This is a genomic window from Paenibacillus sp. N3.4, from assembly GCF_008017805.1.
Taxonomy (GTDB): domain Bacteria; phylum Bacillota; class Bacilli; order Paenibacillales; family NBRC-103111; genus Paenibacillus_E.
Genome location: NZ_VRTT01000045.1, coordinates 41604 through 59426, shown reverse-complemented (window position 1 = coordinate 59426; position 17823 = coordinate 41604). Strand labels below are relative to the sequence as shown.

Genomic DNA, 17823 nt, shown 5'->3' with positions numbered 1-17823 from the left:
TAAACATGTGTCGGATAGTTAACGTGGCATAAGCCACGCCCTATCCGAAGTTTTCTAACTCACGACTGAAGGCACGAGTTTGCGAAAACTTTTCATCAAATCCATCTCATAGACAAGCTCTCCTTGCTCAAAAACAGCCTGCAACAATGGAACAGCCTCATAATCTGTTATGAATTTATGAATACCAGATAGAATAACATTTATCCCATACAACAGAAGCGACATCGCCATATGGCGAGTCGGCTTCTGTTGCGTTTTTTGAATGGATTTCACATACTTTTCTACCTGTTACTTGGTCGATGGCGGCAGCAAATTTCTCAATTGCTCCGTTGGAATGACCAGATGGATATTGTTCATCGTTCGCATGGACCCGGAAACGATCCCGGCCAAACGCCCGTACCGGTCGATGACCGGCCCTCCGGACATGCCGCCTACGATTTGCGCCGAGGTCAAAATGCGGTCCCGCCCGTTGATTTCCGCCTTCGGGGAGTTGATAATGCCCTCTGTAATGATCGGCGTATCTTTCATCGGGTATCCGATGGCGAATACTTTCTCGCCATGCTTGACCGCCGTTTCCCTGACTCGTAGAGCGTTATACGATGCTTTCTTCTCAAAAGATGCATTCTCCCGCGCCACTGCGGTTGCTGCAGGCAGCTTCAATATCGCCGCATCCGTCTGGTCATCGCGGCCGAGCACTTCGATTGAAGAGACCATTCGTCCGTCGTTGAAAATGGCTTCGAGGTGATCGGCCTCCGCGACTACATGATAAGCCGTTGCCGCGATGCCGTCTGGGGATATCATCACCCCGGTACCGGAGGCCTTTAACGTATTGTCGTCATTCAAGGCCCGGATGTAAAACACCGCGCTTTCCGCACGTTCATAAATCTCCTCGGCATTATAAGTCGTTGCTTCATCCGCATTCGCCTGAACAAAAAGGCTTATGCCAGAAAGCAACAAGAGGAACAAACATAACGCGACTATTTTTCTTTTCATTGTCTATACCGCCTTTCCGGGCCGCCGCGCTTACTTCGTCGCGGCCATTATGTCGGAGTAAGCCCAATGCGTAGGCGGAAGGTCGCTGAATTTCGCGGGCCCGTCCTGTTTCGCCATGCCCGTAATCCGGTTGATCAGCACAACAGCCTGCGCCCTGGTGATTTCGTTGTCAGGCTTGAAGGTACCGTCTGGGAAGCCATCCACATACCCTGCTTTGGTAAAGGCATTGACGTATTTTTCCGACCAATGGCCATTCACATCCTCCAACGTTGACGCTCCGGTCTCTGAAATATTCAGCTTCAGCACTCTCGCCATCATAACGACGAATTCCGCTCTCGTCAGTTTATTAGCGCCGCCAAAGGTCTTGTCCGGGTAACCTTCAATGATGCCCGCCGACGTAAAGAATGCCACGGCGTCTTGTCTGCCGCTGGTTACGTCACTCAGCACGCCCGCTACGGTCACATCCTCTTTATTCAGCAGAGGATCGAGCATGTACGTAATCTCATAACGGCTAAGCGCGTTGTCCGGCCTGAATTCATTGTTTTCATAACCGGAAATGTATTTAATTTGGCTCGCATCGCTTTTCAAATCATACTTGGCGTTTTCCACCTGATAGTTCATAATGACAACCTGATCGTTTTTATCCGTGATCGTTTTAATGATCATATTCCCCGTGATCACAATCTCTCCGGTATAGCGAGCGCTGTTTTTCGTCGGTGTGCTGCCGTCAGTCGTATAGTAAATGATCTGACCATCCGGCGCCGTTAACGTCAATTTGCTGTTTTTGGCGACGGACACTGAAGTTTTGTTATCTGTCTGAACCGTCTTGGAGCCAATGTTAGCGGCAATACCCGGTTCGGTGACAATTGGCGGGCCCCATCCGCCGCCGCCCATTAACGGAGGCTTCTTCGTCCAAGTCGCCGTCATGACCTCGCTGTTTTCCTTATCTTCCGCTATCGTCATCGCCTTGATCGTTGTCGTATCTTTCAGCACGATAGGTGCGGTATAAACCTTGGACCATGCGTCCGGCTGGCTGCCGTCCAACGTATACACGATCTTGCCGCTCAGTTCGTCTGCAGCCAGCACAACGGAAACTTGATCGGCAAACGGATTTTCACCGGAAACGACTCCCGGTTTCTTCGCGGTATCGACGAATGACAAAGCTGGCGCATTCACCGTCCACGTTCTGGCTTCTCCGTTCACCGCTGCTGTCAGTACGGCGCTGCCGCCTGTTTTCATCGAGCCTTTCGTTGCTTCCGAAGCCTTGACGATGGTAATTCCATTCGGATCGGCCGTCCAAGTTACCTCACTGTCGCGAGTCAACCCAAAATCGGATTTGATGCCATAGATGGAATCCTTCTCGCTAAAAATAACGGCTGCTGTACTCAGTTTGGATACCGCGGTTCCGCTAAATGCTGCAAGCTGCGGATAAAAACCTTGAGCAGCCTGCCACAATCCGGCATTCAGACCGATCGGCAGCGTTCCTGAGACCATGTCCTTGGCCGACAGACCGATCGCTTCGCCGGTTACGCCGGCCGTTCTTTTTCCAACGGCGTTATAGTAAGCAGTGTCCGTTTTCAGCATTTGCTTGTTGAAAGCGGTATTCGCGATAACGGCCGCGCCTTCCTTCTTGCCGGCAATGCCGCCGAAATAAGATGCGCCCGGATCGATTTTGCCGCCGACTGAAGCGACAACTTCGCCGACATTCAAGGAATCGCTGATCGTGCCTTCGACAGCGTACCCGGTTATCCCGCCGGCCCACGCTTTGGATGTCCCGTCGGCGCTCAAACGTCCCGAGTAGTACGTATTGCCGATTTTACCCCGATTCAGTCCCGCAATGCCTCCCACCGTCGCTTGATCGGAGGAGATGGCAAGATTGGCAAAGGAGAACGATTCGCCGATGTCTCCGGCAGTTCTGTTTTCCCCAGTAATTCCACCCGCAGCTATCGCTTGACTGGAATTGGTATTGGTGATTGTTCCTCTGGAATAAGCTTTGCTGATCTTTCCTTCATTTGCACCGGCAATGCCGCCTGCAACGCTGCCCGCCGTGCTGATCGTAGCATTCACGGCTATGCGGTCCGCGTTACCGCTATTGAGGCCGATCGCCCCGCCGGTGTAATCGGCGCCTTGCACAGTGCCGCCGCTGATCGTGATGTTGCTGATCGTCGCCCCGGCATGGTTGATCCCAGCGACGATACCTGTGTTTGTGCCTGCTGTGATATCGGCGCCGACAAAGGTGACGTTGGCGATGCTTCCGTAATTCTCGGCAACAAAGCCGTAAGCGGACGCACCCAGGGCCGTGCCCTTAAGCCCTATAATCGATTTGCCTTTGCCGTCGAATTCTCCGTAGAAAGCGGCAAACGGTACCCATGGACGGCCATCCATAGCAATATCCGCCCCGAGAGAGAACTTGTTCATCTCAGGCTTCGCAGCAGCCGTCCGGTTAAACAGTCCGTAAAATTCGGTCCCTGGATCGTTATAGAACGTCGTGATGCCGATCAACTGCTTCTCGCTCTGGATGACAATATCCGAAGCTCCGTTCTGACTCAGGAAGGAGGCATCGATGTCAAAATTCCAGTTACCGAATGCATATGACCCGGTAAGGTCGCCTTCCGCTTTCATCGCCTCCCCCGTGCCTAAGTTGCGGCCCGTCGGAGCGAGCGATCCGAGATAGGAGGACGACGTCACTTTCCCGTCTCTGAAATTGTAGCCTATAAACGCTCCTATAAACGCATTTGCGCCGGTGACATTCATGGTAACCGCAGGGGTGCCGGCAAAGGCACTCTGGATCACGCCATCGTTATACCCCGCAAACCCACCGGTATACGACCTTGTCGCGTGATTGATCCCAGTCGTGGTTACTTTTTCCTGCATCGCATAAGCATTTTTCACGCTAGCCATACGCTCGATAACTCCGGCAAAGCCTCCGGTGCGTGTATCAAAGCCACTATTCGCGACTTTTCCCGTCGTATAAGCTTCATTAATCGCATAACGGTCTGCGGAGCCGACGAACCCGCCCGCATAAGCGCCCGTTATTCCTTGAACCTCCACGGTTCCTTTGGCGTAAGCCCGTTTGATGGCGCCCGATCCTGACGGGTCGGTATCCCCCAGCAAACCTGCAAATCCGCCGGCATAGATCGTATTGTCCTGATTGTCGCATATCACCTGCACAGGGATATCGGCAAAAGAATTCGTAAATAGCGTATTATCGGCTATTCCTACAAAGCCGCCGACGTGAGCTGCCGGAATTACACCCGGTTTCGTCACTGCGCTGCCTACCGTGATCTTCTCTCCGGCTGCTGCAGTCGCTCTCGTGTAATGGATTTCGCCGCCAGCCGATTGGCCGACAACCCCGCCGACATGATAAACGCGGCTGGAATCTGCGGCGATGCTGCTATGAGCGGCCGTGCTGACGATGTTCCCGCTGTTGTATCCCGCGATACCGCCGATCGCGGACGTTTTCCCGCCGCTGACCGCAAGGGCCGGAGCGGATACCGAATGATAGATCGACGCTGCCGTATTCTTGCCTGCGATGCCGCCGACAAAAAGGACGGCTCCGTTATCCGCGCCTGCTGCTTTTATCGTTTTGGCAGAGACGGTTGCTTGGTATATGCCTCTATAGAACGGTGCCAGCTTACCGAAATCAAAGGCCCGATTGACATCGCTGGACGAGATGATCCCCGCAACGCCTCCGATGGAGGACTCGCCCGATTGGGCCGCGGCGTCGATGTCCGAGGTCACATTCACCATATACAGAATGGCATTGTCTGCCTGTCCGGCGATACCGCCTGCAATGACTTGATCTCCGGCCGCTTTGATCGCGCCGCTTACTGATGCCTGCCCCACCGCTGCATTCGCGATCTTTCCGGCGATGCCGCCGATAACGGCTTGCCCGCCGCTGCCTGTGGCAACCAGCTTCACGTTATCCACTTTCACTTGGTCCAAGTCAAACGAATTGGTGCCCCGGCCTTCCTTGGCTCCCACGATCCCGCCGACAATGCCGCTGCCGGTCATATGCTGGCCATCCTGCTTGACCGCCAGCGTAACGTCGCTGACCGTATTGCCCGGACCCGATTGGCCGATCACACCGCCTAAAGTCGATCCCGCACCTGACGTTTGCAGCGTACCGTCCGTAAAGGTAAGCGCGATATGCTCCGCTTGCCCGGATACGTACTGCCCGATCAGACCGCCCACGGTGTTGTTTGCGCCTGTCGCCGAAATGCGGTAGTTCGCCGCAATATCCACGCTGAAGCCGCGCACATCGCCGGTCTGTCTGCCAATCAGCCCTCCGACCGTGGCATTGTCGGCCGAGCTGCCGATGCTTGCATCAACCGGCTTGAAGGCAAACAGTCCCGGGTTAAGCGCCATCGCGTTGTCGCCGATCAGCCCACCGGCAACCGAATTCGTGCCTGTCGCTTCGATTCGGCTGCCTCCCTCAAGACTAATCGCGATGCCTGATACCGTACCCGTATTTTTGCCAAGCACGCCGCCGACAGTGCCGCCGCTGATTTTCACGCCACCCAGCAGCTTGATGCTGATATTGGAGACAGCGCCTTGATTCACACCGGCAAGCACGCCGGTAAACTGTTGTCCAGCCACGGACAAAGGTTCGATATTGACATTCTCCACCTTCGCCTGCTGCCCGATCACGCCGAACAGTCCGGAGTACGAGACCGGTGTCACCGTCAGACCGTCGATGAGCTGGCCGTTTCCGTTAAAATGTCCTTGGAATGGGCTGTCTTCGCTGCTGCCGATTGCCGACCATTGTTTCGATTGAATATGGATCGGATTCATCACTTTGATCGTCCGGCCTTCAAAAGAGAACTTGGTTACGCCGGGCATAGAGCCGTTGACGATGGCCGCAAGGCCTGCCAGCTCCGCCTCGCTCTTCAACTCAAAGGTATAAGCGCCTTGATCGCGCATATACCAATTGATGTTGGCATTCACGTCGTCGCTGCCCGTCTCTCCTCCGCTGTTGGCCACGCGGATCAATTCTGGATATTTATATACGGCATTCAGCGAGCCGTATCTCCAGACCGTTGTGAAATCCCAGCCTGACAGCGTCGGGAAATAATCTCTGTTCTTGAGCGTTTCCGCCAAAATTGTGCTAAGCCGTGCCTGCACATTCAGCCAACGCATATTGCCTTCTGCAAAGTCGGGCAAATCCGCGTTGATATCGTTGCCTGCATCTTTCACATAATACGCTTTATAAAGCAGTTCCTTGCTTGCATTGTCATAACGTCCCGCAAAGCCGCCGGCATACGAGCCTTCAACGGCCGATACTTTGCCGGCTGAATAGGCAGTCGTCACATTGCCGTTCGTAATTCGGCCAAGCAGTCCGCCGGCATAAGAATGATCGGCACTCGCAACTACTTCTTTGGCCGCATAAGAATTCGTGATGCTGCCTGCCGCATGCTCGCCGACCAAACCGCCGACGATCGTGTAGCTGCCTTTGGCTGTCACTTTGGAAACCGAATACGATTTGTCGATCGTTCCGCTGTTGCGGCCGATGACTCCGCCCAAATAAACGGAATTGCCTTCTGTTCCATAAGCGCTGCCGGTAATATCAATGTCCACATAAGAAGCGGTCACCTGACCGCGGTTTTCGCCGACCAGTCCACCGGCCAGCGTATTTTCGCCTTCAATCGTCAGGTTCGCGTTGGAGTAGGTGTAATACAACGTTCCGCTGTTTGTATTTATGCCGGCCAAGCCGCCTACAATACCGGAATTCCCTTTGGAGATCACCGCTATTTTATCGGAAATGCTGTTATTTGCGATCAAGCTGCGATTGTCGCCGACCATCCCGCCAGTTACAGCTGCATTCGCATTCACCTGAATCGTACCGACGATCCGACTATTCTGAATCGTGCTGACCGCTTTGCTAGGATCCGTACTCGGATCTGAGCCACGGCGGTCATTGATTCCGACGATCCCGCCGACTGTAGATGCGGAAGCGGTCGGGTTCACCTTGATGCTAAGGGCATCCGTATGATTGTTTACGATAACCCCGGCCGTATCGCCGCTCAGATTGTAGCCGGCCATCCCGCCGACCACTGCGTTCGAACTTGCTACGACGAGATTGACATAACCCGATGATATTTTTTCCACCCGCGTTTTGTCGCTGTATCCGGCAATACCGCCGATATAGGGGGACGCTGCAGAAGCGTTGCCGGTAATAAACACGTTGTCCGCATTGAGCTTCACCGCGTCGCCGACGATTTTACCATTCTCGATGCTTCCGGCGATCCCGCCGGCCTTGGCATTCGCTCCCGTAACGGATATCATCGCGTAGTCGGGAAGCTCGGCATCGATCACCGGATCCTTGATCTCGGTATTCCGCGCATACCCGGCAATCCCGCCGATTACGGCGTTCGTTCCCGTCGCTGTCAGCAGCGGCTCCTCTCCTGCCCGTACCCATGCGCCGGCGATGCCGGCCGGCACGGTGCTGTTGTTCGGCGCTTCGGAATGTCCGGCGATCCCACCGAGCTCCGCACTGTCACCGCTTGCCTCAAGCTGATAATTTTGGGTGTGGACCGCATTGATGACTCCGGTATTATTGCCGGCAATCCCGCCAATTTGATTGGTGCTGCCTTGCGATGTGATTGTCACATCTTTTGCCGTGATGGCAAAGCCTGAGCTTGGGGCGTTCATAACGGCTTCCTGAATACCGATGGCTCCGCCGACCTTGATTCCGGATGCCGGCACTTGAGTAACGATATTCTCTATATGAAGCAGAGTAATTTGCGATGTGCGGTTGATGCCGATAGCCCCGCCCGCATTACTGTTAGCCGCCTTGACGGCGATCTCTATCTGCTTGACTTCAACCGGTGCCCCGGAAGCTCCGATTTGGGCATCGGGGCCGAGTATGCCGGCCATCCCGCCCAAATTGTAGCCGCTTCTTCCCGCTTCATTAAGTAATCCGATGCGAGTAACCAGACTGCCCGTAACCGTAAGCGGCCCTTCGCTCCGTCCGACAATACCGCCTGCCGTCAAACGGTCGATGCCCGCAGCAGCAGCTAATTTCACGCTGTCGCTGCCTGCTGATGCCGCGTCGCCTACAGTTGCTCCGGTGATTGTGCCTTGTGCCGTACCGGCAACGCCTCCAGCGAAGCCGTCAACGGTCTGGACCGTCGCGGTCACATATTTGACATTCGCCGAATGAATAGTCCCTTTCAAATATCCCGCCACGCCGCCGATGAAGCCGTCAGCTGTAAGCGCTGCTTGGCTGTCCGCCGTATTCCCTACGGTTGCGCCGGAAATCAAGCCGCCGTCAACGTAACCGGCAATACCGCCCGTATAGGTGTACGCGCCGCCGCCTGTCGATGTCAGCGTTCCCTTCCGGTATGTCGGAACTCCCTGGACCATGCCGGCCGGTGTCCGTTTAAATGATGCCCCGGTAATACTTCCGCTTCCGCTGGCATTCATATAGTAGCCAACGATTCCGCCCGTACTGACAGTGCTGTCCGGGCTGGAAGTCGTTGCCGTAACCGTGATGTCGCCTGCGAACGATGCGCCTGCGATCGTTTTATCGAGTCCTTCTTCCGGGACGATGCCAATGAAGCCGCCCGTATACTGCTTCGTCTTGCCTGTGACCTTGATATCTCCGATGCTGGAGACGTTATCGCTTGGTTCGCCGCTTGTTCTCGCATAAGCCCGGTTGGAGACGATCCCGCCCGTATACAGTCCGGTACCGCCGGTTACCGTGATGGCCCCGCTATTTTCAAAAGCAAGCGCAGTCGTATTGTCGAAAAGCACCCGGTTCGCGGCATAGCCGACCAATCCGCCGGTATACACTTCATCCGGCTTACCCGGCTGCACTCCTCCGGAAACTTGAAGTGCAGCCGTATTTTTTGCCGCACCTTTAAAACTGAACGCTCCTGACGCATAGCCGATCAGCCCGCCGGTATAGAGGTGATCTTTACCGGTTGCCGTAATGCTTACGCTGTTAGTATAGTTCTTCACATACGTAAATTCGCCCTCGACATAGCCGGCAATACCGCCCGTGTACACGTTGGTTCCGCCGTTATTCGTGACGACCCTGTATTGACGAATGCAACATCCGCCTGCGCGGTGCCGAGGAAGCCTGCCAGCCCTCCGGCATACGATGCGCTTGCCGATGGAGCCGTGATTGTGATCGTTCCGCTGTTTACGGTGTCCGGGGAAAAGATCGCCTGCCCGTTGGCTTTGCCCAAAATGCCGCCGGCATAAAGGTTTGATCCGCCGGACACGGTTACTGCCCCTGCATTCGAAATATTGGTGTTGTAGTTGCTCATCATGATGAATTGAGGCGAATAGCCTGCGATACCGCCGGCATACACGTCATTCCCCGCTCTGCTCACCGCGTTAAGTGCCCCATTATTCCATAATTTAACAGATTCCAACCCACTGCCGTACACACTTCCGATGACCCCTCCGGCGTAAACCGTTCCACCGGATGCCGTAACCGCACCGTTATTGATGAGATTAGAGATATGGCCTTCGCTTTGACCGACGATTCCCCCAACGTAGGTATCGCGAGATGCTGTATCGACCGTGATGGTCATGTCGTTCGTTATATCGTACAAATAGCTGTTGTTGATCATTTTGCCGACAGCTGCCCCAGCATAGACGCCCTGAGTAACCGAAGACATGTTGATGCTGCCGGCGCTGGTGAATTTAAATCCGCCTACCGTTGCCCCGTCCATGTATCCGATCAAGCCGCTGTAAATGCGATCGTCAGCTACCTTCATACCGCGAATTTCCTTAGCTTGCCCGTCCGTTGTTATCAACGTCCCTTTGAAGGGCTTTGTATCCGTACCAATCGGTACCCAGGAGTACGCGGATAAATCCAGATCCGTACTAACCTCCAGCCTTTTTCCGCTAAAACCGTCGATCGCCACGCCATTTCGGCTGATCCCGTCATTGACCAGCTTGGCTACGCCAGCCAGCTTCGCCGGCGTGTTAATCGTAAAGGTTCCGAAGGAAGGATCGACGTCAAACCAACTCGTATCCGGATTGCCACCGTCCGTCCATCGCCCTGTGTTAGCACTCGCATGGTAAGCTGCAAAGCTTGCCAGTAATGCGATACATAAACCAGCAAATACAATCGCATAGATTGATTTTTGCTTCAATGCCATTTTTACACCGCCTCAATTTGGTAAAAATCCGGTTGTCTACCTCTTAATAAGAGATACCGGCACAGGCCATAAAGACTTGTGTCGGTATCTTTTCGTTATTTACGGCTTGCAAGCCACGCATCGAGTCTGATCGCGATCGCCGCTGCCTGAGCCCTTGTCAGTTCGTTCAACGGATTCACGTAGTTGTTGTCCCCTTCAATGATTCCGTTTTGGATGCAGATCGCAACTGGTATTTTAGCCCAGTCGGGAACGGATGCTCCGTCCGCGAAGGCTCCGAGCACCTTGTCCGACTCGTCTTCCGACATCTTTTGGCTGCGGCCCAGCGCTTCAAGCAATCTTCCCGCCATCGTCATCGCTTCCATTCTCGACACGGTCGACTGAGGAGCAAAGCTTCCGTCAGCTAGACCGTTGACGATACCCATTCGCGCTGCAACTCCCACGCTGCGGTTGTACCAATCTTCTGAAGCGATATCCGTAAATTCAGCTTCAGCCTTCTTGTTCATCATGCCTGCTACACGCAGCAGAATCGTCGGATATTCGGCCCGCGTAATGCGGCTTTCCGGCTCGAAGCGATCCTCCGCCTTGCCGAGCACAAACAATTTGGCTGCCGCTTTGCTGATGGCCTCTTTCCCCCAGAAGCTATTCTGTACGTCCCCGAACGTTTTCGCGTTCCGGATAAATACGAGATTGCCTTCTCCGGTCAATTGGACGTCGACAGAGGCCATATTGCCTGCCGTATTCAGCTTCCACGGCACCGGTGTCCAAGCGCCGTCCGGACTTTTCAGCACAACCGCAGTGATATCTCCCGGTTTAAGCGAATCCGGAAGCGGGATACGGGTGGCCGCATAAGCATTCCAGTCGGCTGCAGGGATGTTGGTCTTGATCGATACACCCTGGCCGCCGGCGAGCAAGGTGGAGTCCAGACTGCCTGCCAGCCTTCCCAGGTCGTCAAGCTCATCGCTTAAGTTTCTAAAAATATGAACTTCCAGATTGTCTTTCATATTTGCCAGCATCTTCGGCGTCAAAACAAGCTCAGCCAAAGGTACTTGGATGACGATATTGCGTTGTTTGCCGATCGCCTGCCGACCAATTTCCTTATCCAGATGGAATGTAAAGCCCTTGGCCGTGCGATCCTCGGAAGCGATCACGATATCCTTGGTGCCGGAGGCATCCACATGTTTCGCATCAATATCTGCTACAACCACGTCGTCTTTTTTCACGGCGCTAATGCGCTGCTGGCCGATGATGATTTCGGAAGCGGTCGTGACCGGAATAAATCCGCCGCCACCACCAAAGCCGCCAAGCTGCGGCTGCCAAACGTTAGCAGACATTGTCGCTGCAGCTACGGCCAGCTTGCCCGAAGAGGTCCGCTTCGCCACCACGATGCTGTCGCCCGATTGTGCGGAAACGATCCCGTCTTGTGGCAGGAAGCTCCAAGAGCTTATATCTTGATTAAGTGCAGGCTGCGCTGCACCCGTACCTTTGGAAAACACTTTATATACAAGCTGGAATCCGAGCATTTCCCCTGCACCGCTCACAGTCAACTTCGTATGGGAATTGTCGTTTCCGATTGCCGAAGTACTGGCTTGAATACTGCCGAGTACCGTTGGTGCGGGAACTTCTACAGTTGCCGCCGCCACCGCTTGCAGTGTAACTCCTTCGGCAACCTGATATTCCGCCTGAACAAGGCTGGCACCTCTGGAAAGCGCGGTGATCGTCTTGCCGTCGGCGTTCAGTTGTGCCGCTTCCCCTGACAACATGGAATAGTTGACTTTATCGGCCGAAAGCGGAATCTCCTTGAACTTCGGCTTACCCTGCGCATTTTTGCCGTCGGATACACGCAGATTAGCTTCCAGCTTCGCGCTGTCTCCTGGCTTCATGACCGGCAGCTGCTTAATCACGAGCCCTGCAGGAACATGAAACTGGTCGTTTGTAATCGACACGATGGCCGTATTTTCATTGCCAGCTCCGTCCCGTGCCTTCACGGTGAGCTGTACGGTCGGATCGGTCGATTCCACCTTGATGTCCCCTGAGAATCGTCCGTTATCCGCCACATGAAGCGTCGTTTCTTTCTCGTTCTCGATCACTTTAAGTGCGGCGTCGTTTGAAGTTCTCCCGGAAAAATGAATTTTCCCGCCGCTCGTTCTTGCCCCCGTTAACGGCTCGTCCAAGTACAGCACGGGAGCGATCGTATCCACGGTCAGGTAAAGCATTTTGACCTTGTAATCTTTCGTTTTCGTATTGGTGGCAAGCAGCTCGATTGCGTAAGTACCGTCCGTCGTAAACGGAGTCAACTGCAATGTGCCATGGCTGCCGGTTCCATCGTTCTGTAGTGCCGTCTTGCCGATCAACTGATTGTCATAGTAAGCTTCCACAGTAACATCCTGCTGATCAGAAAACAGCTGGATGTTTTGCTGCGTGACATGATTGGTCAATAGATCGATTTTCGGTTGAGGCGCGCCAAGCTTTTCCCTGCTAGTCTCAAGCACCGGTTTGGCCGGCACCGGCAGCAGCTTCCTCACGCTGTCCATTCTGGCGGCATAATGATAATTCTCGTTTTTATCGACTTCCTTAGAAGGCTTGACGACAGGCGAAACGCCTACGATATACTCTTGCCCCACCTGTAAGCCGGTATATTTGATATCTTTCGGATCCACAGCGGCGCTGTTCAAGCTTTTGAGATCGACGTTGGCGCTAGTTGTCGTCGCCGTCCAACCGCCTATCTTAATGCCTTCGTATTTGCCTGTTGCGGCATTCCAATGACTTGCCAGCTCCGCTTCGGTAAACATTAGCTCACCGAAATTCGGATAAGACGTCAACTTACCGTCCTGTTCCTGCATCGCGTTAATGACATAGCTATGCTCGAAATTCTGTAGAGCCGGCTTTTTCGGCGCCGGTCTAAAACTCAGCTCGAAATATCCGTTGCCCGCAGGCACGATGGAGACATCTTTAACCTCCTGTGGAGCCAGAGGATCGACGATGTCGAATTTCTCAGCCGATGTCTTGGTGCCGAACGCGCTATCAGACTTGAGCTCGGCCCGCAAATAATAGCTGCCTTGCTGCAGCAGTCCGCGAATGTCCTCATCGGCTCCCATCATATTGACCTTCGTGACGTCGATGACCTTGCTGCCGCTAGTCGTTGCCCCCGACACTCCGCCGCCTTCGGCTACGGGGATGTCTTTGGCAAGCAGCATACCGGGTTCACCCGGCTCAAGCACTTCTTGACCGTTTTCAAGCTTCGTCTTGGCTCCAGTTACGGCATCCTTGGTCAAGTACAGATTAACGGTATCTCCCGCCTTGGCATTGTTTACCGACCAGCTTGCCGTAAATGTATTCGCATTTCCGCTATTCTTCGTCAAGCTGACGTTGTTCAGCTGCGGCAGCGTCGGAACGCTAAGCAGTCTGGTTTGTACGGCAGATGTGGATGTCAGCGTCCATGTGCCGCTGTTTTTGATTTTATCCTGCGGAACAACGATAAACGCCTTCTGGTGATCCACCTGATCGCTCGATTGAGCGGCAGGGATGATCTGTGTAAATGCGGTAGCCGCCGGATTCGTGTTCGTGTTGTCGATAACGATCGGATACAGCTTTCCGGCCGAATCCTTGAGCGTTAAACTAGGCATGTCTTTATCGGTGTATTCCACTTCAATAATGGCATTGCCTGACACCCCGCTTGTCGGAATTTCGTGCAAGCGTCCGCTGTTTTTCACTGTGATGCCGCCGATTCCGATATTCATTGCGCCATTATCTAAGACTTGCACGCCTGGAGCAGCGTCACGGTATACGATCTCGTGTGTTTCTTTCTCCGCTTCGACCCACGATGTGGCCACCGTCTTCACCCCTTGCCCGACGACGAGCAGACGCGGACCGCGTTCCGGATCATTGATGAGCAAGTGGGTAAAGCCTTCGGGGAGCTGCTCGCCAGAGGTGCCGAATTCGACCCCGCCGCCCCAATAGTACGTAACGCCAAGGGAAATAAACAAAATGCCTACGCTTCCCCAAATTTTATCGTTATTTAATCCGAAAAAGACGCTGGACAGCGGCATCCCGCCGACAACAGGGACCGAGCTCGGGATTTGGATCTTCGCGCCGATGTAGCCCTCAAAATCGGTTCGGTGTTTCTCCAGGTTTTGCCCGACAAAAATCCCGACTCGTCCAACAATGACATCCCAGCCTCCAATGTCCACTTCAGCCTGCAAGCGCACGAACCACGGAGTCACCCACTGGGCTTCAATAAGCGCCTGAGTCAACATCGGAATTAAATCGTCTTTACTCGCATTGCTTTTGGTCGAAAAGCCAAGCTTTCCTTCCAGCTTAATACCGGTCCGTTTTAACGTCAGATCAATGTCGCCATAATGATAAGCAGGCGCAATCCCAAACCGCAAGCTGATGCCGGCTTCGATGACTAACGGGAACGGATCGTCCTTGGTGCCGCCGGCAATCGTATCGGCCAGTTCGCGCAGCGCTCCCCGCACACCCGTTAAATAAGTCGCGCCGGTAATGAGTATGCCGGGATTGTTAAGGGAAGCTTTAAACGCAAGCACATCCGGCAAAATCCTGCCGTCATCAACCTTCTTGAAGGCAATTTCTGCCCCTATCTCCGTCATACTTTTTAGCTGGGCATCGAATTTCAAGCCGTATGTGTTGGAAACGCCATCGACCGGCTGCACATAATGCGTGATGTCGATTTCACCGCTTGGCTTCTTCGGTCCCTCCGGTTCTTTCTTGGCATCCCCGCCCTCTTTTTTCGGTCCGATCAAGCCCAGTTCTTCGTTTAAATCGAACTTGAGCGCGGCATCGATACCGACGAATCCCTTATCGTTAAACACGACGTTCTTCACTTCGGCGTTTAATATTTTCAAAGAAATCGTACCGCCGAAGGAAACGCCGCCGGGTCTTAAAATAAAATCGTTAAAGGAAACGCCGAAGCCTGAAAATGTAAAGTTCGGTACGGAAAACAAGCTATGCTTGTTAAAATAGACAAGCTGGACCATCAGTTGCTTGAACGGATTCAACCTGTCTCCAAGCGCTCCCGAAGCCCATTTTAAGCTGCCGTTTAAGCTGTCGTCTTCCTCATTGCCTTTTTTCTTCGGATACTCCGCCTGCGGAATGGTATATCCTTCGCCGAGCGTTTTCTCAAAGCCGTTGAAGAAATCGAGCGTCCATTCCCCTTTGTGGAACACAAAACCGCTGCTGGCCACACTGAGCGTCCCGTCCCCCTTCACAAACAACGTGTCGAAGAAAGGCATCCTGTCGTAACCGTTCACCTTTTGTTTGACTCCGAAGATGTCCAGCTTGCCTCGCGTAAATACCATATCCTTGCCTTTATACGCGACGGCTCCGTTAATGATGGCCGGCTCGGTTTTCGTATCGACGATGACCTGCTGATCGGCTCCGGTGCCTGCCTGCTTGATCATCCCGCGGATGTCGACAAGCTTCTCCCGATCTTCTTCTTTAAAAAACTCCTCCATCGCTTCATCCGATTCAAACAAGCGATAATGATAAACAGGCACTTCTTTTAATGTCTGCATATCGTTATAGGCGACGTTATCGAATTCCGGGTCCAAAGCCTTGGTAGCAGCGCCCAGAAATAACTTAGCAGCCTTATAAACGGCTACAGCATCAGCCAAATTCATTCCGGGTTTAAAAGGCGCCCCCGGAAATGCGCTGTTCAGCTCCTCCAGCAAACTTCCGTTCAGCGAGATCGGCGCATGGCTCAAGTCGAATTTTTGCTTGTAGACAGCCATAATTTTCGCTTCCCGGATCCGGTTGCTGTCGTCATCCGATACGGCGAATGTTTGATTGGTCGTTATGCTGTACATCGACGCGATTTCCGCGTCGCCGCCGGTGTCGCCTTTATAAATAATTTCAACCTGGTATTGGCCGAGCGGAAGCTCCGGCCCGAGACCTGCCTGAATGACGGTACCCTTGCTGTCAACCAGGTCCCCGCCTCTGTATGTAATGCGCATATCTCCCGAGAACCCGTCATCGGTCGGCTGCAAAATGACCGAACTTTTGACCGGCACCTTATAGCGTTTGCCCGTAACTTTCTCCTTGAGGAACAAGTCGAAGTTAGGCTCGGTTGTCTCGTTGCCTGGATTGTAGGCTTCAATATTCGATAGATTCACGGCCAAATATTTGACGTCGGTGCTGTACGTCTCTTTGGGTGACATGCCAAACACATACGTCGGCACCGCATTCCCGATGGCCGGCAATAAAATGAAATTCGATTTATTCGATTCGTACTGAGCTTTAATCCCTTCATCTGTTTGTCCCTGCAGCTTGGCCTCCGTTTCCGGACTCCTTACCGTCATCATGTACTGCTTGGTAGTTGGCCAAGGCTTGCCCTTCGCTTGGACTTTGAACGAAGCTGTGACGGTATCGCCGGGTTTGAATTTCGGGATAATGCCCAACTCCGCTTCCGCCGGTGTGGCCGGTTTACGGAATACCATTTTTTTGCTGCGGTATGATTCCGTAAGCGCCTTGCCGTTCGCATCGCGCACGATCCGTCCCTGGTCGTCCAGCTTAACGAAATTAAGACCACTATCCAGAGTCAGCTCAGCCTCAATGTATGATTGCTCCATATTAAAAGAAGCAAGGTTTTCAAGCTCCGCGTTCATATCAAATATGCCTTCGCCCGCATAATCGCTATTGTCGCTCAAAGTAGCCAATTGCTGAGGCGTATCCATAAATCGGATGGAAAAGACTTTATCCGGCGCGATGATTTCGCCAAGTCCATAGACGGTTTCAAATGTTTGCTTCGCCTGGCTCGCGATTGGCTTCGGCTGCCAATATAATGCTACCGCCGAATCCGCCGTGCCGTAATCGTTCGTATCTCTCGTAAAATCGAGATTCGGATTCGGGGTATAATCCCACTTCGTGTTCGCCAGACCGTTCCAATGGCCCACGATCATTTCATCAACAATATTGATATTTTGCTCCGCAAAGTTGTTAAAACCGTAAGCGATCACGTTGGTAGCCTGCGGATCCGACAGATTGAGCTTATCGCGCATGACCCAATAAGGCGGAAGCTTGTAATAAGCCTTATCCTCTTCCGATATACTCGAATCCGGCTCGTGAACCAACTTTCTTTCGACCGACAGAGGAACCTTATAGCCGGTTCCGATTTGGAACTCGGGCCCGTCGTTGCCTCCGACCATCGTATCGAGCAGAATACGGGAGCCCAGCTGCACCTTTGCTCCGCTTCTGTTGACAACCTCATAACGGATGTTTACGTTGCCTACATTTTTCTTGTCCGACGTGTCGGCATAGAGCATAAGAATTTGCTTGATCTCAACGCCCTTGATCGTCCATACCGTTTCGATCTGCTTGGATCCATTCGTATTTGCCACAATACGTGGCGGTGTAATCTCCGAGAAAAAATTGGCGGCAAACTTGTAAGGATTGCCGAAAATATAGTCGGTTCCGTCAATCCGAAAGGTCGTGAAGGACGTTTCTGGATCGTCGCCACGGAATAGCATATCGACGTTCTGATCCTTTTTCCGAATCGGCTGCCCTTCCACCGTTCTTATGCCGTACCGCCCTGTGGCGTTATCGACGGTAACTTTAATAAAATCGTTTTGCAGCACCGTTACCTTGGGCGCGTTAAGCTCCGCCGCAAGGACGGAAGCCACCTGGAAATTCGAGCTTGCGATAATGATGAGTGCCAGCAATAGTACAAGTGTCTTTCTGACCAGCTTCAAATGAACTGCCT

At 53.3% G+C, this 17823-nt stretch carries 5 protein-coding genes; all 5 read right to left on the bottom strand.

What is annotated here, in order from left to right; all coding sequences use genetic code 11:
- Positions 1-54: 54 nt before the first annotated feature.
- The 5 genes from FU659_RS21575 to FU659_RS21555 all read right to left on the bottom strand — a co-directional run bounded on the left by FU659_RS21575 (position 55) and on the right by FU659_RS21555 (position 17812).
- Complete coding sequence (locus FU659_RS21575; RefSeq protein WP_147949440.1) at positions 55-273, bottom strand: hypothetical protein; 219 nt, start codon at positions 271-273, stop codon at positions 55-57.
- 15 nt (positions 274-288) lie between these two features.
- Complete coding sequence (locus FU659_RS21570; protein WP_147949439.1) at positions 289-993, bottom strand: S1 family peptidase; 705 nt, start codon at positions 991-993, stop codon at positions 289-291.
- 30 nt (positions 994-1023) lie between these two features.
- The gene (locus FU659_RS21565; protein ID WP_147949438.1) at positions 1024-9003 is read right to left on the bottom strand and encodes a chitobiase/beta-hexosaminidase C-terminal domain-containing protein; all 7980 of its coding nucleotides are present in this window, start codon (positions 9001-9003) and stop codon (positions 1024-1026) included.
- A complete protein-coding gene (locus FU659_RS21560; RefSeq protein WP_147949437.1) occupies positions 8952-10109 on the bottom strand; it encodes a hypothetical protein in 1158 nt (385 codons plus the stop codon). Before FU659_RS21560 ends, FU659_RS21565 begins: the two co-directional genes overlap by 52 nt.
- 95 nt (positions 10110-10204) lie before the next feature.
- Complete coding sequence (locus FU659_RS21555) at positions 10205-17812, bottom strand: S-layer homology domain-containing protein (RefSeq protein ID WP_147949436.1); 7608 nt, start codon at positions 17810-17812, stop codon at positions 10205-10207.
- Positions 17813-17823 lie beyond the last annotated feature (11 nt).